Raw genomic sequence first — 24451 nt, forward strand, 5'->3', positions numbered from 1 at the left:
CATGATGGACGATCATTACGGGCTGCGCGGCCGGCCCTTCCAGCTGACCCCCGATCCGCGCTTCTGGTTCGACACCGCCACGCACGGCAAGGCGATGGCCTATCTGGGCTATGGGTTGAGCCAGGGCGAGGGCTTCGTCGTCATCACCGGCGATCCGGGCGCGGGCAAGACCACCTTGCTCGGCCATCTGCTCGCCGAGCTGGACGGCGAACGGCTCAACGTGATCAAGATCGTGTCGACCCATCTGCGCGCCGACGACATGCTGCGGCTGGTGGCGCAAGGGCTCGGGCTGCCGGGGGACGACCTGTCCAAGGCGGCGCTGCTGCTGGCGATCGAGCGCGGGCTGCACGAGGTCGCCCGCGCGGGGCGCCGCACGTTGCTGGTGGTCGACGAGGCACAGGCGCTGCCGGGCGAGAGCCTCGACGAGCTGCGCATGCTCTCCAACTTCCAGGCGGGCGGCTATCCGCTGCTCCAGATCTTCCTGCTCGGCCAGCCCGAGTTTCGGCTAGTGCTGCAGCAGCCCGCCTTCGAGCAGCTGCGCCAGCGGGTGATCGCGATGCACCATCTCGCGCCGATGGAGGTGGAGGAGGTCGAGGCCTATCTGATGCATCGGCTGATGCTGGTCGGCTGGAGCGGCCGCCCGCGCTTCACCGCCGATGCACTGGCGGCGATGCACCGCTGGTCGGGTGGCATCCCGCGCAGGCTCAACCAGCTGGCCAGCCGCGTGCTGCTCTACGGCGCGGTCGAGCAGATCGAGAATTTCGGCGCACCCGATGTCGCGGCGGTGATCGAGGATATCGAGCAGGAGGACGTGATCGAACCGGCGCCCGAGCCGATACCAGAGCCTGCGCCGGTGCGCCCCGGCCGCGTCGCCGAACTGCGCGCGGTGCCGGAAGGCTCGGCCGAGACGCGGGCGCTCGAACGCCGCGTCGCCGAGCTGGAGGCGCAGGTCGCCTCGCAGTCCGATGCGCTCCGCCGCGTGCTCTCGCTGCTGGTCGACTGGGTGGAGAAGGACGATGGCCGCAGCGGCATCGATCTCGACGCCCTGCGCGGCAGCGCGGCCTGAGCCATGGCGGTGCGCAACGGCCTGTCGGTCGACGTCGAGGACTGGTTCCAGGTCGGTGCCTTCGAGACCACCATCGCCCGCGGCGACTGGGACGGGCTGGAGCGGCGCGTCGAGGCGAATACCGATCGCGTGCTGGCGCTGTTCACGGCGGCGGGGGTGCAGGGGACCTTCTTCACGCTCGGCTGGGTGGCGGACCGGCACCCGAAGCTGATCCGCCGCATCGCCGAGGCGGGCCACGAAGTCGCTAGCCATGGCTGGGACCATGCCCGCGTCTTCACGCTGACGCCCGATCAGTTCCGCGAGGATCTCGCCCGCGCCCGCGCCGCGCTGGAGGATGCCGCCGGCGTCGCGGTGAACGGCTATCGCGCGCCGAGCTTCTCGATCGACCGGCGCACGCCCTGGGCACATGCGGTGCTGGCCGAGGCGGGCTATTGCTACTCGTCGAGCATCGCGCCCATCGCGCATGATCATTATGGCTGGCCCGATGCCCCGCGCATGCCGTTCCGCCCGCTGCCCGATGCCCGGCTGATCGAGCTGCCGATCACGATCGCGCGGGTGCTCGGGCGGGAGGTGACCGCGGGTGGGGGCTTTTTCCGACTGCTGCCGCAGGGGGTGACCGATCGCGCGGTCCGCGCTGCAAATGGGGGCGGTGAGGCGGCGATGTTCTATTTTCATCCGTGGGAGATCGATCCGCGACAGCCGCGGGTTCGCACGGCGCCCTTGAAGTCGCGCCTACGCCATTATGCGCGGCTAGGCGCGATGGAGGGCAAGCTGCGGAAGCTGCTCGGATCGCACGACTGGGGCCGGGTAGATGCGATCGCAGCGCAGGCGGCGGAGCGGCTGGCGTGACACTGACCATCCGCACGGCCGATCTGCACGATGCAAGCGAGCGCGGCCGTCTCGCCGCCTGGATCGATGCGCAGCCCGACGCCACGCCCTTCCATCTGCCGGAGTGGAGCATGGCGGTTTCGAAGGGGTGCCGTCAGCGCAGCCACTACCTTGTCGCGGAGGGCGCGGGCGGGCGGATCGTCGGGGTGTTGCCGCTGACCGCCATCGCCTCGCCGCTGTTCGGCCGGGCGCTGGTATCGACCGGTTTCGGCGTCGGCGGGGGCATTCTTGTCGAGCAGGGGCCTGCGGTGATGGCGCTGGGCCAGGCGGCGTGGAGCCTTGCGACCCGCCTCCGCTGTCCGAGCGTCGACCTGCGCGGCGGGCCCTGTCCGGGGGAAGACTGGGTGCGCGACGACACGACGTATCTGGGCTTCGTCCGCCGGCTCGCGAACGATGACGAGGCGGAACTGCTCGCCGTGCCGCGCAAGCAGCGCGCCGAGCTGCGCAAAGCGCTCGCTGCGGATTTGACGGTGGAGGGGGGTGACGATCGGAGCGCCCGGCTTGCACACTATCCTGTCTATGCCGAAAGCGTCCGCAATCTTGGCACGCCGGTCTTCCCGGCGGCACTGTTCGCAGCAGTACTGGACGCGTTCGGGGCGGAGGCGGACATCCTCACCGTTCGGCACCAGCGCCGCGCGGTGGCGAGCGTGCTCAGCCTCTACTGGCGGGGCACCGTTTATCCCTATTGGGGCGGGGGGACCGAGGCGGCACGGGGGCTCCGTGCCAACGACCGCATGTATTTTGCGCTGATGGCGCATGCCCGCGCGCGCGGTTGTTCGCGATTCGATTTCGGAAGGTCGAAGGCCGGCACCGGCGCGGCGGCGTTCAAGAAGAACTGGGGCTTTGCGCCCAAGCCTCTCGTTTATTTCTCCCGCCATGCTGAGGGCACGGCACCGCGCAGCATCAACCCGCTCGATCCAAAGTACCGGCTGCAGATCGCGGCGTGGAAGCGGCTGCCGCTCTGGGCAGCCAACCGCATCGGGCCGCTGCTGTCGCGCGGGCTCGGCTGATGGGCGACATCCTGTTCCTCGCCCATCGCATACCCTTTCCGCCGGATCGGGGTGACAAGATCCGCGCCTATCACCTGCTGCGCCATCTTGCCCAGGATCACCGCGTCCACCTCGTCGCCTTCGCCGACGATCCCGAGGACCTGCAGAACCAGGATGGCCTTGCATCCTGTACGGCGACGCGGACGATCGTCTGGCGGGAAGCGCCGACCGGCTGGACGGGGGCACGCGCAGTGCTACGGCGCCAGCCGGTGTCTGTCGCGGCCTTCGCCCACCCGGCCGTGCGCACCGCGGTGAACGCGCTGCTCGCGGCGGAGCCGGTCGACACGATCTTCGTCTTCTCCAGCCAGATGGCGCAGTATCTGCCGCCGCAGCCGAAGCAGCGGAGGATCATGGACTTTGTCGACATGGATTCGGCCAAGTTCGCCGCCTATGCCAAGGGCGGGCGCGGGCCGATGGCGTGGGTCCATCGGCGCGAGGCGCGGCTGCTGCTCGCCCATGAACGCCGCGTCGCCGACGAAGCCGATGCCAGCCTGTTCGTCAGCGAGGCCGAGGCAGCGCTGTTCCGGGCGCGCACGAACGCTCCCCGCATCCACGCGATCGAGAACGGCATCGACACAGTCTTCTACGATCCCTCCCATCGCTTTGAGCCGATTGGCGGGGCGGGTCCGCTGCTCGTCTTCACCGGCCAGATGGACTATCGGCCTAATATCGAGGCGGTCACCTGGTTCGCCGACGCGGTGTTCCCCCGCATTCGACATGCCCACCCCGATGCTCGCTTCGCCATCGTGGGACGCGCGCCGACGCCCGCCGTGGAGGCGCTGGCCGAGCGACCGGGCGTCCTCGTCACCGGCACCGTTCCCGACGTGCGCCACTGGCTTGCCGCGGCCGCGCTGGTGGTGGCGCCGCTGCGGCTGGCACGCGGCATCCAGAACAAGGTGCTGGAGGGTATGGCGATGGCGCGCGCGGTGGTCGCATCGCCGGCCGCGGCCGAGGGGATCGACCATGCCGGCACCCTCTGCGTCGCGGATGGCGCAGATGCGTTCGGCGATGCGGTGATGCGCCTGCTCGACGACGCCGATAGCGCCGCGGCACTCGGCGCCTCCGCCCGTGCGCGGGTGATCGCCCGCTACAGCTGGGACGCGCGGCTGGCGCCGCTCGACGCGCTGCTCGCTGCTCCCGCACGCCAGCGACACCAGCGGGGTGGCGCGCTTGCCGATCGCTTGGTACCGGGCCGCTACGATGCGGATCATGAACGGCCACGATAGGGGACACATGGGCGAACCCGAGGGCATGCGCTGATGTGCGGTATCGCCGGCCTCTTCTATTCTGGTCTTCCCAAGCCGATCGATCCTGCGCGCATCGTCGCGATGAGCGATGCGCAGGCGCATCGCGGTCCCGACGGCTCGGGGGTGTGGTGCGTGGCGGGGGTGGGCCTCGGCCATCGCCGGCTGGCGATCATCGACCTCGAAGGCGGGGTGCAGCCGATGGCGCTGCCCGACCAGAGCCTGGCCGTCACCTTCAACGGCGAGATCTACAATTTCCGCGAGGTCCGCGTCGAGCTGGAGGCGCTGGGCGCCCGGTTCATGACCGACAGCGATACCGAAGTGCTGCTCCATGGCTGGCGCGCCTGGGGGCCGGACCTGCTCGCCCGGCTGAACGGCATGTTCGCCTTCGCGCTCTATGACGCGGCCAGCCAGAGCCTGTTCCTCGCCCGCGACCGGTTCGGGGTGAAGCCGCTCCATTATGCCGAGCTGGCTGATGGCGCGATCGCCTTTGCCTCGGAGCTAAAGGGGCTGCTCGCGCATCCGCTGCTCCGCCGCGCCGCCGATTTCCGCGCGGTCGAGGATTATCTGGCGCTGGGCTATGTGCCCGACGACGCCTCCATCGTGGCGGGCGTGCAGAAGCTACCGGCGGGACATTTCCTGCTTCTCCAGCGCGGCCGCCCGGCGCCGCAGCCGGTGCGCTGGTGGGACATCGACTTCACCCGCCGCGCCACCGGCCGCCCCCGCGACCTTAAGGCCGAGCTGATCGAGCGGATGCGCACCGCCGTCCGCTCGAGGATGATTGCCGATGTGCCGCTGGGCGCGTTCTTGTCGGGCGGGGTCGACAGCTCGGCGGTGGTCGCGCTGATGGCCGAGCGCAGCAAGGCGGCGGTGAAGACGTGCACGATTGGCTTCGACGAGGCGGGGCTGGACGAGACCGCCCATGCGGCGAACGTGGCGGCACGCTTCGCCACCAGCCATCGCACCCGCAGCGTGGGCGCGGAGGATTACGGCCTGATCGACACGCTGGTCGCCGCGTTCGACGAGCCCTTTGCCGACGCCTCGGCGCTGCCGACCTATCGCGTCTGCCAGCTCGCCCGTGAGAGCGTGACCGTAGCGCTGTCGGGCGACGGCGCCGACGAGGCGCTGGCCGGCTATCGCCGCCACCGCTTCTTCGCTGCCGAGGAGCGGGTCCGTGGCCTGCTTCCGCCGCACCTGCGGGCGCGGGTGTTCGGGCAGCTCGGCGCGCTCTATCCCAAGGCCGACTGGGCACCGCGCCCGTTCCGCGCCAAGACGACGCTGCTCGCGCTCGCCGAGGATGGCGCGCAGGCTTATGCCAAAGCAGTCGGCGTCACCACGCCAGCCCTTCGCGACCAGCTCTACAGCGACACCGCGCGTGCGGCGCTCGATGGCTATCGCGCCGAGACGCGCTATGTCGAGACGATGCGGAACGCGCCCGCGCGCGATGCGCTCGACCGCGCCCAATATGCTGATATCCGCCACTGGCTGCCCGGCGACATCCTTACCAAGGTCGACCGCACCAGCATGGCGGTGGGACTGGAGGCGCGCGAGCCGCTGCTCGATCACCGGCTTGTCGAGTTCGAGGCGAGCATGCCGCCCTCGCTCCGCATCCGGGGCGGGCAGGGCAAGTGGCTGATGAAGAAGGCGCTGGAACCTTGGCTGCCGCGCGAGATCCTCTATCGGCCCAAGATGGGCTTCGTCACCCCGATCAGCGCCTGGTTCCGCCACGCATTGGCCGAGGAGGCGGCGGCGCTCGCCCGCTCGCCGCTGCTCCTCCAGAGCGGCTGGTTCGAGCCGCGCACGATCACGCGTCTCGCCGAAGACCACCGCGCGGGCCGCGCCGAGCATGGCCGCACATTGTGGCAATTGGTGATGCTGGAACGTAGCCTGGCGCGGCTGTTCGGCTGAATTACTCGACCGCCGCCAGCGCTGCTTCCACCGCGCCGATATAGCTGCTGTCGAACAGCCGGAGGTGCACGAGCAGCGGCCATAGCCGGTAGATCGGCTGCCGTTTCTGCCATCCCGGCGACAGCGCGAGCGCGTCGAAGAAGCGGGCGGGCGGCGCGTCGAACAGCGTGAGCATCGCGGCATCGACTTCGCGGTCGCCATGATAGCAGGCGGGATCGATCAGCGCGGTCACCCCGCCGCCGGAGGTCAGCACATTGCCGCCCCAGAGGTCGCCGTGCAGCAGCGCGGGCGCGGGATGCCTCGGCAGCAGGTCCGGAAGGCGATCGGCCAGTCGATCGAGCCGGCGGGCGAGCGGCGCAGGCACATGCGGCAGATGGGTACGCAGCCGCCGCTCTGCCCAGAAGCTTGGCCAGTCATCGGTGGTACCGTTCGGGATGGCGACGCGGCCGAAGGCGTAATCGGCGGGCCAGCCATAGGCGCGGCCGGATGCCGCATGCAGGGTTTCCAGCACCGTGGCGAGATTGCCCCAGCTGGTGCCGAGATGCCCGTCGTTCGGCATTTCCGCGATCAGCAGCAGGTCTTCGCCCACTGCCAGCACCGCGGGCGCCGGCGCGCCGCGCGCGGCGATCGCCGCCAGCATCTCGGCCTCTTCCGAGACCAGCGGCCCCTGCTTGGCGATCACGCTGCCGCCATCGGCCAGCCGCAGCCGGTGGACCGCGGAAAGATCCCCACCGGAAAGCGCGGCCGCACCCAAGACAGGCACCCCGAGCAGCGTGGCAGCGCGATCGGCAAGGCTGGTCTGCATGTGGCGCTCCGATCAGGTGAGATAGCGGTGGACGATCGCGACCAGTTCCTCGGCCGCCTGCACCTTGGGATCATCCGGGGCGGCGTCGGGTTCCAGCATATGCTCGCGGATATGATCCTCGATCACTTCGGCGATGAAGCCGTCCAGCGCCCCGCGGCACGCCGTCGCCTGCTGCAGTACGCGCGCGCATTCGGTGTCCGCCTCGACCGCGCGCTCGATTGCCTCGACCTGTCCGCGCAATCTTTTCAATCGGTTGAGCAGCTTCTGCTTCTCGCGCGCGACATGGCTCATTTTCTGCCGTTCCGTTCTGCTTGCCGGATACCCCCCTAGGGTATACGGGCGCTCCCGTCGAGTCGGCGATCTCCGCCGGATTTCGGGGTATAAGTCCATGTTCCACGCCTTCCCCAAGTCGGCCGCCGCCGCGGCCGCGCTGTTCTTCCTGCTGCCGGTAGCAGCGCAGGCGCAGGATACGGGCGACCCGCAGATCTTCGCGGTGCATGGCCAAGCCACGATGGTGGTGCAGGGCGTGGGCGGCTTCGACGATCCCTATCGCGGGCCGAACAGCCTGACGCCCAAGCAGGTGCGCGAGACGATCGACGTGACGCTCTATGCCGGGGTGCGGCCCTGGGCGGGAGGCGAGCTGTGGGTGAACCCGGAGATCGACCAGGGTTTTGGCCTGTCCAACACGCTGGGCGTGGCAGGCTTTCCCAGCGCCGAGGCCTATAAGGTCGGCATGGACGAGCCCTATCTGCGGCTCCAGCGGCTGTTCTTCCGCCAGACGATCGGGCTGGACGGCGCGGCTAGCGCAGTGGTGCCTGCGATGAACGTACTCGGCGGCAGCCAGACCGCCAACCGGCTGGTGCTGACGCTTGGCAAGTTCGGCGTCGGCGACGTGTTCGACACCAACCGCTACGCGCATGATCCGCGCGGCGACTTTCTCAACTGGTCGGCGGTGGATACCGGCAGCTTCGATTATGCCGCCGATGCCTGGGGCTATTCCACGGGCGTGGCGGCGGAGTGGTATCAGGGGGCGTGGACGCTGCGCGCCGGTCTGTTCAACCTCTCGAAGATCCCCAATGGCGAGACGCTGGAGCGCGACTTCCGGCAATATCAGGTCGATGTCGAGGTCGAGCATCGCCACACCCTTGGCGGGCAGCCCGGCGCGATCCGCGTCACTGCCTTTGGCAATCGCGGGCAGTTCGGGCGGTTCGACGATGCGCTGGCGTTGGGCGCAGTCCAGGGACTGGCGGCGGATACGGCCCTTGTTCGCCAGCGCACGACCCGGATGGGCCTTGGGGTGAATGCGGAACAGGCGGTGACGTCCACCCTCGGCCTGTTTGCACGCGCGGGTTTTGCCGACGGATCGATCGAGCCCTATGATTTCACCGATATCGATCGCACCGTTCAGCTCGGCGCATCGCTGAACGGCGCGGGCTGGGGGCGGGCGAACGACCGCGTCGGGCTGGTCGGCATCGTCAACGGTATCTCGCGCGCGCATCAGCGCTATCTCGATGCGGGCGGGCTGGGCGTGCTGGTCGGCGACGGCGAACTGCCCCACCCGGGCAGCGAGGCGATCGCGGAGGCCTATTATGACTGGCAGCCGCGCAAGGGCTTCGACGTGACCCTCGATTATCAGTTCGTCGCGAACCCTGGGTATAATCGCGATCGAGGACCAGCGAATGTGCTGGCGTTACGATTGCACGGCGGGTTCTGAGGCGGCGGCGTCAGAACACCGGCTGGTTGGCGTCGTCGTCGCTGGTCGGCGTGTGGATGCCGCATTCGGTCTTGTCCCAGCCGCGCCAGCGCCCGGCGCGGGGATCTTCGCCCGGCTTGACCCTGCTGGTGCACGGCGCGCAGCCGATCGAGGGATAGCCCTGCGCGACCAGCGGATGCACCGGCAGGTCGTGCGCGGTGAAATAGGTGTCGAGATCGGCCTTGGTCCAATCCGCCAGCGGATTGATCTTGAGCCGCTCGCCGTCGAGTTCGAAGCGGGGCAAGGCGGCGCGGGTGCTCGCTTGGAACGCCTTGCGCCCGGTAATCGTCGCATCGAAGCCGGCCAGGCCTGCCTCCAGCGGCAGCACCTTGCGGATCTCGCAGCAGCCGTCCGGGTCATAGGACCAGCGCAGTTCGGTGCCGTCGCGCTTGGCCAGCAGCTCGGGATCGGGGCGGAGGTTGCGGAAGTCGGTCAGGCCCAGCCGCTCGACCAGCAGGTCTCGATAGGCAAGCGTCTCCGGGAAATGCTTGCCGGTATCGAGGAACAGCACCGGCACCGAGCGATCGACGCTGGCGACCAGGTGCAGCAGCGCCGCCGATTCCGCGCCGAAGGACGAGACGATCGCCGTCTCCCCCGTCAGCTTCTCGGCCAGCACGGCGCGCAGCATCTCCAGCGTGGGGACGCCGAGGAACCGGGTGTTGAGCCGCATCGCATACGCCTCGGTGAAGCGGGGCGTCACATCGATCCGGTCGATCTGGCGCGCCGGTTCAGCCATGGCGCAGTTTCCACACGGGCACGATGGGATCGGCCGCCGCCTGGTAGCGAAAGTCGTAACGGTTGAGCGCGGCTTCCAGCGTCGCGGCGTCTATCGGCGCGTCGGGGGCGAAGCTGTCGAAGCCGCAGCGGCGCATCAGCGGGATCTGGTCGACGAGGACGTCGCCCTGCGCGCGCAGCTCGCCCTTGTATCCCGCCTCGCGGAGGATGCGGGCGGTGGAATAGCCGCGGCCGTCGCGGAAGCTCGGGAAGCTCACCTCGACCAGCGCGATGCGCTCCAAATGCGGCAGCAGCGCGCGCGCATCCTCGCCGGCCTCGATCCGCACCGCGGTGGCGTTGGACTGGCCGAAGAAGCTGTCGAGCGTGACGGCAGGTTCGTCATGCGCCTCGTCGTCGCGGTAGCGCAGGAACTCAACCATAAATGGCCTCCTTGAACGGTGCCATGCCGATGCGGCGATAGGTGTCGACGAAGCGCTCGCCGGGGGTGCGCTCGCGGACATAGACGTCGGTCGCGCGCTCGATTGCATCGACCACGCCGTCCTCGCTGAAGCCGGGGCCGGTGATATCGGCCAGGCTGACATCCTCGGCACCCGAGCCGCCCAGCAGCAGCTGGTAGTTCTCGGTGCCTTTCCGGTCGACGCCCAGGACGCCGATATGGCCAGCATGATGATGGCCGCAGGCATTGATGCAGCCTGAGATCTTGAGCTTGAGCTCGCCCAGGTCGCGCTGGCGGGCGGGATCGGCGAAGCGTTCGCTGATCTTCTGCGCGAGCGGGATCGAACGGGCATTGGCGAGGCTGCAGTAATCGAGGCCCGGGCAGGCGATGATATCGCTGATCAGGTCGAGGTTGGCCTCGGCCAGCCCCGCCTCGCGCAGCGCAGTCCAGATCGCGTAGAGATCGGCCTTTCGGACATGGGGCAGCACGATATTCTGGGCATGGGTCACCCGCAGCTCGTCGAAGCTGTAGCGCTCGGCAAGATCGGCCATGACGTCGATCTGGTCGGCCGAGGCATCGCCCGGGATGCCGCCGATCGGCTTGAGGCTGATCGTGACCACCGCATAGCCCGGCGCCTGGTGGGCGTGGACATTCTGGTCGAGCCAGACGGCGAAATCGGGATCGCTGCGGTCGACCGTGTCCGGCGCGTCTGCCTCGAACGCCGGGGGTGCGAAATGGGCGGCAATGCGATCGAACTCGGCCTGCGGCGGATCGATGCCCAGCGCCTTCACCGCCTGGAATTCCTCCTCGACCTGGCGGGCATATTCTTCTGCGCCAAGGGCGTGGATGAGGATCTTGATCCGCGCCTTGTAGATATTGTCGCGGCGGCCGTGGCGATTGTAGACGCGCAGGCACGCCTCCAGATAGCTGACGAAGTCGGCGAAGGGCACGAAGTCCTTGATCAGCGAGGCGATCATCGGCGTGCGGCCCATGCCGCCGCCAGCATAGATGCGCGCGCCGAGCTCGCCCGCGTCGTTCTTGACGATCTGAATGCCGATGTCGTGCAGCCGCATCGCGGCGCGATCGGTGTCGCTGGCGATCACCGCGATCTTGAACTTGCGCGGCAGGTAGCTGAACTCGGGGTGGAAGCTGCTCCACTGGCGGAGCAACTCGGCCCAGGGGCGCGGATCGGTGATCTCGTCGGCCGCGGCGCCGGCAAACTGGTCCGAGCTGATGTTGCGGATGCAGTTGCCGCTGGTCTGGATGGCGTGCATCTCCACCGTCGCCAGCTCGGCGAGGATCTCGGGCGCGTCCTCCAGCTTGATCCAGTTGTACTGAAGGTTCTGGCGCGTGGTGAAATGGCCATAGCCTCGGTCGTACTTGCGGGCGATGTGCGCGAGCAGGTGCATCTGCCGACCGTTGAGCGTGCCATAGGGCACTGCCACGCGTAGCATATAGGCGTGCAGCTGCAGATAGAGCCCGTTCATCAGCCGCAGCGGCTTGAACTGGTCCTCCGTCATGTGGCCGGCGAGGCGGCGCTGGACCTGGTCGCGAAATTCCTCGACGCGCGCGGCGACGATCGAGGCGTCATATTCGTCGTACTTGTACATGGGCGGTCTCAGTCGATGCGCGCGGGGGAGGGCCAAGATCCTCCCTGGAACGGGGAGGGGGACCATTCGCGACCGCGAATGGTGGAGGGGGAGTGCAGCGGGCGAGTCCCTCGTGGAGATCCCCCTCCACCACCGCCTTCGGCGGCGGTCCCCCTCCCGTTGCCGGGGAGGATCGAAAAGACGAACCTCATATCACCCAGCTTCCGGCCTGCGGGTCGGCGGGCTTGAGGGTCAGGTCCGGGCGCACGGTGGGGCCGAGCGCGCGAATGCGGTCCTTGATGTGCGCGGGGCGGGGGCCTTCCGGCGTCGTCTCCGCGTCGATCACATAGGGTACGTTGACGCGGCGCGCGGCTTCTTCGGTCGCGGCGAGCACATCGCCCTTATCGCCCACGTCGACGGCTTCGGCCAGATGGCGCGACCAGCTCTCGCCGGTCCACCAGACCACGTCGCCGGTCGAAAGATCGTTGCCCGTCAGCAGCTTCATACCTGATCCTCGCCCAGCGTTTCAGCGGTGCGCGCCCAGCGGGCGAGCTTGTCCTCGGCGTCGGCCAGCAGCGTCACTTCGCCGACGACGATGATCGCCGGGCTCTGCACGTCCTCACGCTCGACCATCGGGCCGAGATCGGCGAGCAGCGTGCGGATCGCGCGGTGGCCTTCCAGCGTGGCGCGCTCCAGCACCGCGACCGGCATGTCCGGTGCGACACCGTCGGCCATCAGCTTGTCCGCGATCGCCGAGGCGGTGGCGACGCCCATATAGATCACCAGCGTGCGGCCCTTGCCGGCGAGGCCCGACCAGTCCTGGTCGGTCAGCCCCTTGCACTGGCCGGCGACGAAGCTGACCGCGCTCGACCAGTCGCGATGGGTGAGCGGCAGCATCGCCTCGGCGGCGGCACCCAGCGCGGCGGAGACGCCCGGGATCACTTCCACCGGCAGTCCGGCTTCGCGCACGGCTTCCACTTCCTCGCCCCCGCGCCCGAAGATGAACGGATCGCCGCCCTTGAGCCGGACTACGACCGCGCCAGTCTTCACATGCGCGACAATCAGCGCGTTGATCGATTCCTGCGGCAACGTGTGCTTCGAGCGGCGCTTGGCGACCGAGATGCGGTGCGCCTGGGGTGCGAGATCGAGCACGCGATCGTCGACCAGCCCGTCATGGACGAGCACGTCGCACGCCTTGAGTGCTGCGACGGCACGGACGGTGAGCAGGCCGGGATCGCCGGGACCCGCGCCGACAAGGATCACGCGGCCGCGGGAATTGGGGTCGAGAAGCGTAGCCATGAGGCCGCACATGGCCCGGTGGCCGTGGCAGGGCAATGGAGGATCGGTTTGGGGCGGCTAAGGGATTCTTTTGCCGCCCGCGCCTCAGCCTTCCGCACGCCAGTCGCCCGACTTGCCGCCGGTCTTGGTCAGCAGGCGGATGTTGCCGAGCACCATGCCCTTATCGAGTGCCTTGGCCATGTCGTAGAGCGTGAGCAGCGTCACCGACACGGCGGTGAGCGCTTCCATCTCCACGCCCGTCTTGCCCTCGGTTGCCGCGGTGGCGGTGGCGGTGATGCCGGTTTCGTCCAGGTCGAGGTCGATCGCGACGCGGGTGAGGGGCAAAGGGTGGCAGAGCGGGATCAGCTCGGAGGTCTTCTTTGCCGCCATGATCCCGGCGATGCGCGCGGTGGCGAGCACGTCGCCCTTCTTGACGCTGCCATCGCGGATCGCTGCGGCGGCCTCGCCCGACATGGTAATGCGGCCGCGCGCCACCGCCTCGCGCGCGGTGACCGCCTTGCCGCCGACATCGACCATGTGCGCCGCGCCGGTTTCGTCGAGATGGGTAAGCCCGCTCATCCGACCAACGCCCGCGTCGCCGCCTCGACATCGGCCTGCCGCATCAGCGACTCGCCGATCAGGAAGCAGCGAATGCCGTGCTCGGCCATCGCATCGAGATCGGCGCGGTTGTTGAGACCGGACTCCGCAACGAAGGTGCAGTCCTTCGGCGCATGGCGGACGAGGTCGTACGTCTTCTGCACATCGACCTCGAAGGTCTTGAGATTGCGGTTGTTCACCCCGATCAGCCGCGACTTGAGCCTGAGCGCGCGCTCGAGTTCCTCGGCGTCGTGGACCTCGACCAGCGCGTCCATGCCCTGCTCGATCGCCGCCGCCTCGATCTCGGCCATCTGGCCGTCGTCGAGCGCGGACACGATGATCAGAATCGCATCGGCACCGATCGCGCGCGATTCCTCGACCTGCCAGGGATCGATCAGGAAGTCCTTGCGGATTACCGGAAGCTCGCACGCAGCACGGGCGGCGATCAGATAGTCCTCATGGCCCTGGAAATAGTCCTGGTCGGTCAGCACCGAGAGGCAGGCCGCGCCGCCGGCTGCATAGGCGCGGGCATGGGCGGGCGGATCGAAATCGGCGCGGATCAGGCCCTTGGACGGGCTGGCCTTCTTGATCTCGGCGATCAGGCCATAGCCGCCCGCCGCTGCCCGCGCGTCCAGCACTGCCTTGAAGCCGCGCGGTGCGGTGGGCGTCGGCCAGGTGCGTGGGGCAGCCTTGCGGGCGGCGACTTCGGTGCGCTTGGTGGCGATGATCGTGTCGAGAATGGTGCTCATGCGAAGGCGATCCAGCAGTCGAGAAGGGCGTTGGCAAGCCCGTTGTCGAGCATCTCGGCAGCTTCCTCCACCCCGTCCAGAAGGTCATCGGCGCGGCCCGCGACCATCAGCGCGGCGGCCGCGTTCAACAGCACCGCATCGCGATAGGCGCCGTGCTCGCCCTGGAGCAGGCGGCGCAGGGCAAGCGCATTGTATTCGGGATCGCCGCCGCGGATCGCCGCGAGCGGGTGGCGCGGCAGGCCGGCATCCTCGGGGGTGATCCGGGTTGGCAGTCTGGCGCGGCCGACATTGACGACCACGCTCGCCGCCTCGGTGGAAAGCTCGTCCAGCGCATCCTCGCCCGAGACGATCGCGGCTGCCTCGACGCCCAGTTGCTCCAGCGCCTCGGCATAGACCGGGGCATAATCCGGCCGCGCGATGCCGATCAGCTGGTGGCGGACATGCGCCGGGTTGGCGAGTGGACCCATCAGGTTGAAGATCGTCCGCCGCCCGATCCGCCGCCGGATCGGCGCGATGCGGCCGAGCGATGGGTGATGGTGCTGGGCGAACAGGAACGCGATGCCGATCTCGTTGAGGCTCTCCTCGGCCCGCGCTGCGGCGCGATCGAGGTTGAGCCCCAGCGCCTCCAGCGTATCCGCCGCGCCCGCCTTGGAGGAAGCGGCGCGGTTGCCATGCTTGGCTACAGGCACGCCGGCCGCCGCCACGACGAGGCTGACTGCGGTCGAGACGTTGAGCGTGTGGTGCCCGTCGCCGCCGGTGCCGCAGACGTCGATCGCGCCTTCGGGCGCCGTCACCGGGACCAGCCGATTGCGGAGCGCGCGGGCGGCCTCGGCGATTTCGATGCTGGTCTCGCCGCGCACGGAGAGCGCGATGAGAAAGGCCTCGATCTCCGCTTCGGGCGCGGTGCCGTCGAGAATGTCGGCAAAGGCTTGGGCAGCGGTTTCGCGCGCAAGCGGGGAGGACGGATCGGGAAGCAGGCTCAGGCTGGTCACGCCGCCTCTATTCCGGCGTGCGGCCAGCCTGTCGAGCAAATCCTGCTTTGGGGCCTCAGTTGCTCTTCTTGGGCTTGGTGTAAGGGACGAACTGACCCAGCGACACGAAGCCACGCGGGAAATAGGAGCTGCGATCGATCAGCCGCACCGTATCGATGCTGCACAGCTGCGACCCGAAGGTGTTGGTCACCAGGATCGAGTTGCCGTCCAGCTGCTCTGCGCCGCCGCGCGGCTCGTTGACATACAAGGTGCTGCCGTCGGTATAGACGATCGCCTTGCCGTCGATCACCTGGCTCGACCCCGTTCGGACGAGGCTGATGCAATCGACCGGCTTGCCCGCGACTCGGCCGTCGAGAAGCTTGGCAAGCTGCTGCTCCGGCGTGGCCCGATCGCGAGCGTTGGCAACGGGCGCCGCAAGCAGTGCAGCACCGGCGAGCAGGGTGGCGAGGGTCGGTTTCATGGCGATTCTCCTGGCATATCTGCGATGAACCGAGGCTGAAGCAGGTCAGGCAGTAGCGGTCGCCTCGATGCCCGCCAGCCGCAGGAAATTGGCGAGCATCGCATGGCCGTGCTCGGTGGCGATGCTTTCCGGGTGAAATTGCACGCTGTGGATCGGCAGCGCCGCGTGGCGGAAGCCCATCACCGATCCATCCTCGGCGGTGGCGTTGACCAGCAGGCTGTCGGGAATGTCGGTGACGATCAGCGAATGGTAGCGCGTCGCGGTGAAGGGCGAGGGCAGGTCGGTGAACAGCCCGGTGCCGTCATGGCGCACCGGCGAGGTCTTGCCGTGCATCAGCCCGCCGCGGACGACGCTGCCGCCGAAATGCTGGCCGATCGCCTGGTGCCCCAGGCACACGCCCAGCAGCGGCTTGCCGAGATCGGCGCAAGCGGCGACGAGATCCAGGCTGATCCCCGCTTCGTTGGGCGTGCAGGGGCCGGGCGAGATCAGGAAGCCCTGCGCGTTGCTGGCGATTGCCTCGTTCGCGGTCAGCGCATCGTTGCGCACCACCTGCACCTCCACGCCCAGCTCCATCAGATAATGGACGAGGTTCCAGGTAAAGCTGTCGTAATTGTCGAGGACCAGGATCATGGCCCAGACCTAGGCGCTCGACAGCCGCAGCACAATCCGGCCTTGTGGGCGCCACAGTGCGGCGGCACCGCTGGTGGGGCAGGGACGTTGTATCACCCAAGGAGTTTGCCGGATGTTTGCCCGTTTGATGCTTGCCACCGCCCTGCTTGCCACGCCGGCCTTCGCCCAGACCCAGAACCAGACGGCGCAGGATGGGCCGCCCAAGCGGGTGCGCAGCATTCTGCTCTATGGCCAGGAGAGCTGCCCCAAGCCTGCAAATCCGGACGAGATCGTTGTCTGCTCGAATGCAGGCGAGTCGCCGTATCGCATACCCAAGCGCTTCCGCGATCAACCCAAGGAGGATGCACCCTCGACGAGCTGGTCGCGCCGGATGGAAGTGGTGGAGGATTTCAACCGCGCGGGTATGCCCAACAGCTGCTCGGCGGTCGGCAGCGGCGGCCAGACCGGCTGCACCCGGCAGATGCTGCAGCAATGGTATCAGGACAAGCTCGACCGGGAGGCGAAGGCCTCGCGCGTGCCGTGAGCCCCAAGGCGGGTCGGCCTATTGGCCGAAGCCCGCCTCGCTGGCCCGCGCGATCGCTTCGCGCGCGGCGGCGAACAACGCGCCGGACTTGGCCTCGCATTCGCGCTGCTCATAGGCTGGATCGGAGTCGGCAACGATCCCGGCGCCCGCCTGCACGTGCATCACCCCGTCCTTCACCAGCGCGGTGCGCAGCACGATGCACGAATCCATCGACCCATCCGGCGAGAAATAACCGACGCCGCCCGCATAGGGGCCGCGCGTCTCCGCTTCCAGCTCGGCGATGATCTCGCACGCGCGGACCTTTGGTGCCCCGCTCACCGTACCCGCCGGGAAGCCGGCGAACAGCGCGTCGATCGCGTCCGCGTCCTTGCGCAGCGTGCCCACCACGTTGGACACGATGTGCATCACATGGCTGTAGAATTCGACCGTGTAGCTGTCCGTCACCTTGACGCTGCCGGGCGCGGCGGCGCGGCCGACATCGTTGCGGCCAAGGTCGAGCAGCATCAGATGCTCGGCGCGCTCCTTGGGATCGGCGAGCAGCGAGGCACGATTTGCCTCGTCCTCGGCAGCCGTGCGGCCGCGGGGACGCGTCCCCGCAATCGGACGGATGGTGATCTCGCCGTCACGGGCGCGGACCAGGATCTCCGGACTCGAGCCGGTAAGCGCGAAGCCCGGCAGATCGAGATGGTAAAGGAAGGGTGAGGGATTGATCCGTCGCAGCGCGCGGTAGAGCTCGAACGGCGGCAGCGGGAAGGGCGCGGTGAAGCGCTGGGCAAGCACCACCTGAAAGATGTCGCCCGCCGCGATATAGTCCTTCGCCGCAGCCACCATCTCACCGTAGCGGCCTTGCGGCAGCACCGGGGCCGGCTGAACGGCGACCGGATCGGCGCGGACGGGGGCGGGCAGCGGTGCGCTGGCGAGCTGCGCGGCGACTGCGTCGATCCGCTCTGCGGCGACTTCCGGATCGGCGCCCGGCCAGACGGGCGCGACGAAGAACAGCGTATCCGCCAGCCGGTCGAACACCAACAGCACGGTCGGCCGTACGAAGATCATGTCAGGCACGCCGACCGGGCTCTGCGGCGGCCGCGGCAGCTTCTCGACCAGCCCGACCGTCTCGTAGCTGAAATAGCCCACCAGGCACGCAAGCGCGCGCGGCAATTCCACCGGTACGTCCATCCGGCAATCGGCGACAAGGGTGCGCAGCGCCGCCAGCGGATCGTTCGACAGCGGCTCGAACGCGAGGCGATCGCTGAGCCAATGCCGGTTGATCTCAGCCGCGGTGCCGGTCGCGCGGAACACCAGATCCGGCGCGAGCCCGATCAGGCTGTGCCGCCCGCGGATCGATCCGCCCTCGACCGATTCGAGGAGGAAGTCACCCCGGCCCGGTTCGATCAGCTTGAGCGCCGCGGCGACCGGCGTCTCGGTATCGGCGACCTGCCGGCGCCAGACCAAGGCCGGCCGGCCGGCGGCGAGCGCAGCGCGGGCGGCGTCGAGGCCCTGGATCATTGGCCGCCGTTGCGCTGCAGGTCGGCACGGAGGCGGGCGATCGCCGTCTCGTTGCGACGGACCTTGAGCGCGCTGACAAGCGAGGCGGTGAACTGGCGCTCATATTCCTGCGCGCCCACCTGGCCCAGTGCCTGGGTGATCGACTGGAGCATCTGCGGACCCTGCGGATCGCCCGCGAGGTTCCCCGGCTGGATCGTGTCGACATAGACGACATAATAGCCGGCGCGGTTCGGCGCCTCGACCAGCCGCGCGGTCCTGGCCGGCATGTCGAACGCCATCTGGATGAAGTTCTCCTTCCCGCGCAGTTCGCTGCGCTTGAAGTCGAACGGCTTGGGCGGGGCCCCCTTGGTCGCACCTGCCTCGGCGAGCGCCTGCGCCATCGGCACGCCCTTCTGCAGCTTGGGCAGCATCGCGGTGGCGGCGGTACGCGCCTTGGCGAGCGCCTGGTCGAGCAGATAGTCGGCCTTCACCTTGTCGGTGATCTGGGCGAGCGGCCGAGGCGCGGCGGGCACGATCTTCTCGAGCGAGACCAGCGCGAAGCTGCCGTCCTGGCCTACGGGCACCACCTGCGGCTCGTCGCCGGCCTGCTCGAAGCCGAAGCCGGCCTTTGTCACCGCGGTGATGGCAGCGTCGGGCTGATAGGCGGCATTGTCGGGGTCGGTGGCGTTGGCGATCAGCGCGGGGCTGCGCACCGCGGTCAGCTTGGCCTTGGCGACGGCCTCGTCAAAGGTTGCACCGTCGCCGACGGCGTCCTCGATCGCCTGGCGCGAATCGGCGAGCAGCGCGGCGAGCTTGCGCTTGGCGACTTCCTCGGTGAGCTCTGCGCGAACCTGGTCGAGCGTGCGGGCGGCGATATTCTCGACCTTGCTCACGCGGTAGACGAACCAGGCGCCGCCAAGCTGGACGGGGCCCTGCAGCGCGGTTGCCGGCGCAGCGAAGGCGGCATCGGCGAAGGGTGCGGAGACCTGCTTGGCAAGGCCGGCCTTGTCGCTGGCCTCGATAGTGCGGGCTTCGAGACCGGCGGCCTTGGCGGCGCCGACCAGGTCACCGCCCTTGGCAGCGGCGGCGACCTTGGCGGCGACCGACTGGCTGATCGCCTGGACCAGCGCGACGCCGCGCTTCTCGCTGGCGGCGTATTTGGCGGCATCCTTCTTGTAGGCCGCGGCGATCTCGGCCTCGGTCGGCGTGACCTGGGCCTTCAGCGCGTCGGGCTGCGCCAGCGCGTAGCGGACGATCCGGCGCTCGGGCACCTGATAGCGGCTGCGGTTCTGCGCATAATAGCCGGCGAGGGTGTTGGAGTCGGGCGCGGGGCCGGGGTCCATCGCCAGCGACTGGACGAAACCGACGATGCCGGTGCGGCGCTCGAGCAGCGTCGCGACATAGGGGGTCACCACGCCGGCGGGGGCGGGCGCGCGCAAGGCGACGGGGCCGACCAGCCAGGCGGCATAGCGCTGCGTGGTCATGCCCTCGCGGAACACCGCTGGGGTCAGGCGATTCTGCGCGAGCAGTTGCTCAAAGGTCTGCTGGCTGAACTTGCCGTCCATGCCGGCGAACTGCGGATTGTTGGCAATGTCGGTGTCGATCAGCTTCTTGCCGACCGCCATGCCGTTCTGGTTCGCGAACGCCTCGAGCGCGGCAGTGTTGACGGCATCGTTCAGCGCGGCCTCGAACCCGCCCTGCGCCAGCAGCTGTGCCATCGTGATGTTCTGGCCCTGCGCCTGCGCATTGCGCACGTAACGTTCCAGGCGATCGCGAACCTGCTGCTCGGTCACCTTCTCGCCGGCCACGGTCGCCAGCGCGCCGCTGCTGCCGGTGATTCCCTGGCGCATGCCGGTGACGTCACTTGCCGCAAAGGCGATCGCGAGCAGGCCCAGAAAAATGAAGACGATGATCAGGCCGTAGCGCGACTTGGTGAAGTTCCGGAAGGCGTTGAGCATGGAGAGCCGTTCGTTCGAGGAATTTGGGCCCGCTTTAGGGCCGGTGTCGCGCGCCTTCAAGCTTGTGCCGCGCGGCGCAATCGGTATCGACTGTGCCGAAACATTCGGGGAGTGATGGATGCGCCGCAAGTTGGTCGCTGGAAACTGGAAGATGCACGGCATGCGGTCGCACCTGCGGGAGATCGAGGCGATCGCCGCCGCTGCGCAGGCCCATCCCCAAGTCGATGCGCTGCTCTGCGTGCCGTACACCCTGATCCTGGCCGCCGCGAACATCGCCCCCGGTTTCACGATCGGCGCTCAGGATGTGCACGAGAATGATCAGGGCGCCCATACCGGCGACATCTCGGCACCGATGCTGGTGGAGGCGGGGGCCAAGGTGGTAATCGTGGGCCATTCCGAGCGCCGCGCCGATCATGCGGAGACCAGCCACCACACCTGGGCCAAGGCTGCCGCCGCGCGCCGGCACGGCCTGAACGTGATCCTTTGCTGCGGCGAGACCGAGGCCGAGCATGATGCCGGCCGCGCCGAGCGCATCGTTCAGTCGCAGATCGAGAAGTCGCTGCCTGACGGCGCCTCGCCCGACTGGCTGACCATCGCCTATGAGCCGCGCTGGGCGATCGGTACCGGCAAGACGCCTACGCTCGACGAAATCGGTACGATGCATGCCATCCTGCGCGCAAAGCTGCGCGGCATGATCGGCCCGTCTGCCAACGACATGCGGATCCTGTACGGCGGCTCGGTGAGTGGCGCCAATGCGGCGTCCATTCTCGCTGTGGACGATGTCGACGGCGCGCTGGTCGGCGGGGCGAGCCTAACCGCCGCCAAGTTCGTGCCGATCATCGAGGCCGCGGCCCAAATAGCGACGGCGGATTAACCTGTTGTCGGGGGTCTGGCGCTACAAGGCCTCCATGCTGCAGCGGATTCACCTCGTACGCTCGGGAAGGACCAAGCTCGACCGAGCGATCCTGACCGAACAATATCGGGTGCTGGGGCAGCAAATCCCGCTGATGTACACCCTCGTCTTTCTCGACGCGGTGTTCCTCGGCTTCGCTTCCTATGGTTCGGTCTCGACGCGGCTCAGCGTCGTGGCGCCGATCCTGCTCGGCGTCGCCGCCGCCGTCCGCAGCGTCTTGTGGCTCACGAGGCGCGTTGACGCGGCGCCTAGTCTTCGGAAGATCCGCCGCTACCTGATCGGTACGATCATCGCGGGTGCATTGCTCAGCCTTGCGTTCGGAGGCTGGGCGCTGATCCTGTTCATGGAAGCGGACCTGGCGCGACGCACCTGCATCGCGCTCTACATCTTCATCGGGGCGATCACCTGCTGCTATTGTCTGCAGACGTTTCCCGTGGCGGCCTGGCTGGTGATGGGCCTGGGTGCCTCGCCGGTCATTTTGTGCCTGATCGCTTCTGGGGATCGTTTCCTGATCGGGTTGGGAATCAACATCATCCTCGTTTCCGCAGTGGTATTACGAATGTTCGGCGCGACTCACGCCGGGTTCGTTGACGTGCTTGCCTCGCGCGCCGAAATGGCTGCCGGGCAGCGCCGCGCCCGGCTCGCCGAGCAGCGCGCCCACCAGCTTGCCTATCATGATCCCCTGACGGGCCTGCCCAATCGCCGGGCACTCACAGAATATCTGCGGGGCGCAGAGCCCCACCGCTTCGGGCTGATGTTGGTCGACCTCGATCGCTTCAAGTCGATCAACGACGTCCATGGTCACCCGATTGGCGACCAGTTGCTTCGTGCCGTTGCCGGGCGGCTAAGCTGGGTGGTAGGCGAGGGCGGCCGCAGCTATCGGCTGGGCGGGGACGAGTTCGCGATCACACTGCCGTTCGATGGCGACGATCTCGACCGGGTGCGCAGCGTGGCACATGCCATCGTTCGCGAAGTCGCGCGGCCCTTTCTGATCGACGAGCGCATGCACCATATCGGCGCCAGCGTCGGCATCGCACTCTACCCCGAGGATGCGCAGGATGCCGATACGCTGATGCGCCGGGCCGACGTTGCGCTGTACCAGGCCAAGGAGGCGGGGCGCGGCTGCTACTGCGCCTTTGCCAGCCAGATGGACGCCGAGATTCGCCGCCGGTCGACGATCGAGGCGGAGATGCGCGACGGGTTGACCCAGGGCCTGTTCTACCCGCGCTACCAGCCGATCATCGACCTGCGCACCGGGCGGGTTACCGGCTTCGAGTTGCTCGCGCGCTGGCGGCGCGAGGACAGCGAGATCGGGCCCGACCAGTTCATTCCGATTGCCGAGGAATGCGGGCTGCTCAACACCCTGATGCTCGACCTGCTCGACCGCGCCTGTTCCGAAACCCGTGAGTGGCCGGTCGCGGCGAATATCGCGATCAACATCTCCCCCGGCCAGCTGCGCGACGACTGGTTGAGCCACAAGATCCTGTCCGTGCTTGCGCGAACGGGCTTCCCGCCGCAGCGGCTGACCGTAGAGATCACCGAAAACGCGCTGATCGTGGATGCGGAAAAGGCACATCATGCGATCGAGTCGCTGAAAAACCAGGGGGTGCAGCTGGCGCTCGACGACTTCGGCACCGGCTATTCGTCGATCCAGCATCTGCGCATGCTGCCGTTCGACAAGATCAAGATCGATCGCTCGTTCGTCGACTCGCTGAGCGAGAGCGCCGAGAAGCTTCGGATCGTCCGTGCAATCCTCGGCTTGGCCGGCACGCTCGAGCTGCCGGTGGTGGCGGAGGGGATCGAGACGCTGGAAACCGCGCAGATGCTCCGTGCCTTGGGGTGCGCACAGGGGCAGGGCTATCTGTTCGGCCGCCCGATGGACAAGGAAGAAGTCGAGCGCTGGCTCGCCGACGGCGCGATGCCGCCGGCGGCCGAAGCGCTTATCCGCCGTAACGGTCCTTGAGGACCTTCCAGGTGGCGCGCAGGCTTACCGCCTCGGCGCCCTTGGGCCGGCCCGGCTTGGGGCTGCCGTTCCAGCAGAAGATGTCGAAATGGGCCCATTGGGCCTTGGCCGGCACGAATTCCTTGAGGAACAGCGCCGCCGTGATCGCGCCGCCGAACGGACCTTCGGCAGCGTTGACCATGTCCGCCACGTCCGACTTCAGCAAATCCTTGTACGGATCATAGAGCGGCATCCGCCAGATCGGATCGGCCTCTTCCTCGCCGGCCGCGAGGATTTCCGCGGCGAGCGTATCGTCATTGGCGAACAGCGCCTGAAGGTCCGCGCCAAGTGCCACGCGTGCGGCACCGGTCAGCGTCGCGAAGTCGAACACCAGCTCGGGGTCCTTCTCCTCGGCCTTGGTGAGGGCATCCCCAAGGATCAGGCGGCCCTCCGCGTCTGTGTTGCTGTTCTCGACGGTGATGCCCTTGCGCGAGGTCATCACGTCGCCCGGCCGCGTCGCTTCGCCCGAGATCGAATTCTCGACCGCGGGAACCAGCATGTGGAGCCGCACCGGCAGCTTGTTCTGCATGACCAGTTCGGCAAGCGCGAGGGCGTGGGCGGCACCGCCCATGTCCTTCTTCATCAGCCGCATGCCGCTGGCGGGCTTGATGTCGAGTCCGCCGCTGTCGAAGCACACGCCCTTGCCGATGATCGCGATGCGCGGATGCTCGGGGTTGCCCCATTCGAGCTCGATCAGCCGCGGCTCGCGACCCTTGCCCGCGGCCTGCCCGACGGCGTGGAGCATGCCATAGCCCTGCGCGAGTTCGTCGCCCTTCACCACCGAGAAGGCAGCGCCATAGGCCTTGGCGAGCTCTGCGCCAGCATCTTCCAGGTCGGCCGGGCTCATGTCGTTGGCGCCGGTGTTGATCCGGTCGCGCAGGTTGAAGGTCACGGCGGCCATCCGGACCGCTTCCTCCATCTTCACCGGGTCAGCAGTGAGCAGCACGCGCGGGCCCTGCGCCTTGGGGTCGGCCTTGCGATAGCGATCGAACTTGTACTGAGCGGCGAGCCAGCCATAGATTGCCTTGCCGGGCTCCACGCCTTCGACGCGGTAGCTGCCTTCGGGCAGCGTTTCCGCCAGCTTGGCGAGGCACCAGGGGCCCAGCTTTTCGACATTGGCGACCACCGAAACGACCGACCAGTCCTCGGGCGCATCACCGGGCAGGATCGCGCTGGAAAAGGCCGAGCCGCTGAGCTTCTGCGCGGCGGCGGCAGCGCGGTGGCGCGGCGGCTGCGCGGCGAGCCAGGCGTCATAGCCCTTGGCGTCGATCAGGTGGATGGTGCGAGCGGCCTGGCCGCGGTCGGGCTGAACGAGCGTGTTGAGATCCGTCATGCGCCTGATCTAGGACGCCGGACGCCCCGCGCCTAGCCCGCACCCCCCTGGTTTTTTG

The 24451-nt window shown here is 68.3% G+C and carries 24 protein-coding genes; 9 read left to right on the plus strand and 15 right to left on the minus strand.

Annotated elements, in window-relative coordinates; genetic code table 11:
- Position 1: 1 nt before the first annotated feature.
- From RT655_RS00110 to RT655_RS00130, 5 genes are read left to right on the plus strand one after another with little or no spacing between them, the layout of a single operon-like run.
- A complete protein-coding gene (locus RT655_RS00110; protein WP_313534270.1) occupies positions 2-1066 on the plus strand; it encodes an AAA family ATPase in 1065 nt (354 codons plus the stop codon).
- 3 nt (positions 1067-1069) lie between these two features.
- Positions 1070-1915 (plus strand): XrtA system polysaccharide deacetylase, encoded by an 846-nt coding sequence (locus RT655_RS00115; protein WP_313534272.1) that lies wholly within the window; start codon positions 1070-1072, stop codon positions 1913-1915.
- Entirely contained in the window at positions 1912-2964 is a 1053-nt protein-coding gene (locus RT655_RS00120) for a FemAB family XrtA/PEP-CTERM system-associated protein (protein WP_313534275.1), read from the plus strand. The genes RT655_RS00115 and RT655_RS00120 overlap by 4 nt, the downstream gene beginning before the upstream one ends.
- Positions 2964-4229 carry a TIGR03087 family PEP-CTERM/XrtA system glycosyltransferase gene (locus tag RT655_RS00125; RefSeq protein ID WP_313534279.1) on the plus strand — a complete coding sequence of 422 codons (1266 nt, stop codon included), beginning with the start codon at positions 2964-2966 and terminating at the stop codon, positions 4227-4229. Before RT655_RS00120 ends, RT655_RS00125 begins: the two co-directional genes overlap by 1 nt.
- A gap of 33 nt (positions 4230-4262) precedes the next feature.
- Positions 4263-6155, plus strand: a complete 1893-nt coding sequence (locus RT655_RS00130; protein ID WP_313534280.1) for an XrtA/PEP-CTERM system amidotransferase — start codon at positions 4263-4265, stop codon at positions 6153-6155.
- Between the two features lies 1 nt (position 6156).
- Here RT655_RS00130 and RT655_RS00135 read toward each other — a convergent pair whose 3' ends face one another.
- Both RT655_RS00135 and RT655_RS00140 read right to left on the minus strand, forming a co-directional pair.
- Positions 6157-6960 carry a fructosamine kinase family protein gene (locus RT655_RS00135; protein ID WP_313534281.1) on the minus strand — a complete coding sequence of 268 codons (804 nt, stop codon included), beginning with the start codon at positions 6958-6960 and terminating at the stop codon, positions 6157-6159.
- A gap of 12 nt (positions 6961-6972) precedes the next feature.
- The gene (locus tag RT655_RS00140; RefSeq protein WP_093295239.1) at positions 6973-7251 is read right to left on the minus strand and encodes a metal/formaldehyde-sensitive transcriptional repressor; all 279 of its coding nucleotides are present in this window, start codon (positions 7249-7251) and stop codon (positions 6973-6975) included.
- A gap of 97 nt (positions 7252-7348) precedes the next feature.
- Between RT655_RS00140 and RT655_RS00145 the strand changes: the two genes are divergently transcribed.
- Positions 7349-8674, plus strand: coding sequence for a carbohydrate porin (locus RT655_RS00145; protein ID WP_313534283.1), 1326 nt, complete (start codon positions 7349-7351; stop codon positions 8672-8674).
- Positions 8675-8684: 10 nt separating this feature from the next.
- Here RT655_RS00145 and RT655_RS00150 read toward each other — a convergent pair whose 3' ends face one another.
- From RT655_RS00150 to RT655_RS00195, 10 genes are all read right to left on the minus strand, one after another.
- A complete protein-coding gene (locus tag RT655_RS00150) occupies positions 8685-9449 on the minus strand; it encodes a phosphoadenylyl-sulfate reductase (RefSeq protein ID WP_313534285.1) in 765 nt (254 codons plus the stop codon).
- Positions 9442-9867, minus strand: coding sequence for a DUF934 domain-containing protein (locus RT655_RS00155; protein ID WP_313534286.1), 426 nt, complete (start codon positions 9865-9867; stop codon positions 9442-9444). Before RT655_RS00155 ends, RT655_RS00150 begins: the two co-directional genes overlap by 8 nt.
- A complete protein-coding gene (locus RT655_RS00160; RefSeq protein WP_313534287.1) occupies positions 9860-11494 on the minus strand; it encodes a nitrite/sulfite reductase in 1635 nt (544 codons plus the stop codon). Before RT655_RS00160 ends, RT655_RS00155 begins: the two co-directional genes overlap by 8 nt.
- A 187-nt stretch (positions 11495-11681) precedes the next feature.
- On the minus strand, positions 11682-11978 hold the full coding sequence (locus RT655_RS00165; RefSeq protein WP_313534288.1) for a DUF2849 domain-containing protein: 297 nt from the start codon (positions 11976-11978) through the stop codon (positions 11682-11684).
- The gene (gene cobA / locus RT655_RS00170) at positions 11975-12772 is read right to left on the minus strand and encodes a uroporphyrinogen-III C-methyltransferase (RefSeq protein ID WP_313534289.1); all 798 of its coding nucleotides are present in this window, start codon (positions 12770-12772) and stop codon (positions 11975-11977) included. The genes RT655_RS00165 and cobA overlap by 4 nt, the downstream gene beginning before the upstream one ends.
- Before the next feature lie 84 nt (positions 12773-12856).
- Positions 12857-13330 carry a cyclic pyranopterin monophosphate synthase MoaC gene (gene moaC, locus RT655_RS00175; protein WP_313534291.1) on the minus strand — a complete coding sequence of 158 codons (474 nt, stop codon included), beginning with the start codon at positions 13328-13330 and terminating at the stop codon, positions 12857-12859.
- Positions 13327-14097 (minus strand): indole-3-glycerol phosphate synthase TrpC, encoded by a 771-nt coding sequence (trpC, locus tag RT655_RS00180; protein ID WP_313534293.1) that lies wholly within the window; start codon positions 14095-14097, stop codon positions 13327-13329. Before trpC ends, moaC begins: the two co-directional genes overlap by 4 nt.
- The gene (gene trpD, locus RT655_RS00185; protein WP_313534295.1) at positions 14094-15089 is read right to left on the minus strand and encodes an anthranilate phosphoribosyltransferase; all 996 of its coding nucleotides are present in this window, start codon (positions 15087-15089) and stop codon (positions 14094-14096) included. Before trpD ends, trpC begins: the two co-directional genes overlap by 4 nt.
- Before the next feature lie 55 nt (positions 15090-15144).
- Entirely contained in the window at positions 15145-15549 is a 405-nt protein-coding gene (locus tag RT655_RS00190; protein WP_313534297.1) for a hypothetical protein, read from the minus strand.
- 45 nt (positions 15550-15594) lie between these two features.
- Complete coding sequence (locus tag RT655_RS00195; RefSeq protein ID WP_313534298.1) at positions 15595-16179, minus strand: aminodeoxychorismate/anthranilate synthase component II; 585 nt, start codon at positions 16177-16179, stop codon at positions 15595-15597.
- Between the two features lie 112 nt (positions 16180-16291).
- On the opposite strand from RT655_RS00195, the gene RT655_RS00200 reads away from it, so the two are divergent.
- Positions 16292-16702 carry a hypothetical protein gene (locus tag RT655_RS00200; protein WP_313534299.1) on the plus strand — a complete coding sequence of 137 codons (411 nt, stop codon included), beginning with the start codon at positions 16292-16294 and terminating at the stop codon, positions 16700-16702.
- Positions 16703-16720: 18 nt separating this feature from the next.
- On the opposite strand, the gene RT655_RS00205 is transcribed toward RT655_RS00200, so the two are convergent.
- Both RT655_RS00205 and RT655_RS00210 read right to left on the minus strand, forming a co-directional pair.
- Complete coding sequence (locus RT655_RS00205; protein ID WP_313534300.1) at positions 16721-18208, minus strand: anthranilate synthase component I family protein; 1488 nt, start codon at positions 18206-18208, stop codon at positions 16721-16723.
- Positions 18205-20145, minus strand: a complete 1941-nt coding sequence (locus RT655_RS00210) for a SurA N-terminal domain-containing protein (protein ID WP_313534301.1) — start codon at positions 20143-20145, stop codon at positions 18205-18207. Before RT655_RS00210 ends, RT655_RS00205 begins: the two co-directional genes overlap by 4 nt.
- A gap of 118 nt (positions 20146-20263) precedes the next feature.
- On the opposite strand from RT655_RS00210, the gene tpiA reads away from it, so the two are divergent.
- Together tpiA and RT655_RS00220 are read left to right on the plus strand one after the other, a co-directional pair.
- A complete protein-coding gene (gene tpiA, locus RT655_RS00215) occupies positions 20264-21019 on the plus strand; it encodes a triose-phosphate isomerase (RefSeq protein ID WP_313534302.1) in 756 nt (251 codons plus the stop codon).
- A 34-nt stretch (positions 21020-21053) separates the two neighbouring features.
- Positions 21054-23021 carry a putative bifunctional diguanylate cyclase/phosphodiesterase gene (locus RT655_RS00220; protein ID WP_313534303.1) on the plus strand — a complete coding sequence of 656 codons (1968 nt, stop codon included), beginning with the start codon at positions 21054-21056 and terminating at the stop codon, positions 23019-23021.
- On the opposite strand, the gene RT655_RS00225 is transcribed toward RT655_RS00220, so the two are convergent.
- A complete protein-coding gene (locus tag RT655_RS00225) occupies positions 22999-24393 on the minus strand; it encodes a leucyl aminopeptidase family protein (protein WP_313534304.1) in 1395 nt (464 codons plus the stop codon). The genes RT655_RS00220 and RT655_RS00225 overlap by 23 nt on opposite strands.
- Between the last annotated feature and the right edge of the window lie 58 nt (positions 24394-24451).

Source organism: Sphingomonas sp., assembly GCF_032114135.1.
Lineage (GTDB): Bacteria > Pseudomonadota > Alphaproteobacteria > Sphingomonadales > Sphingomonadaceae > Sphingomonas.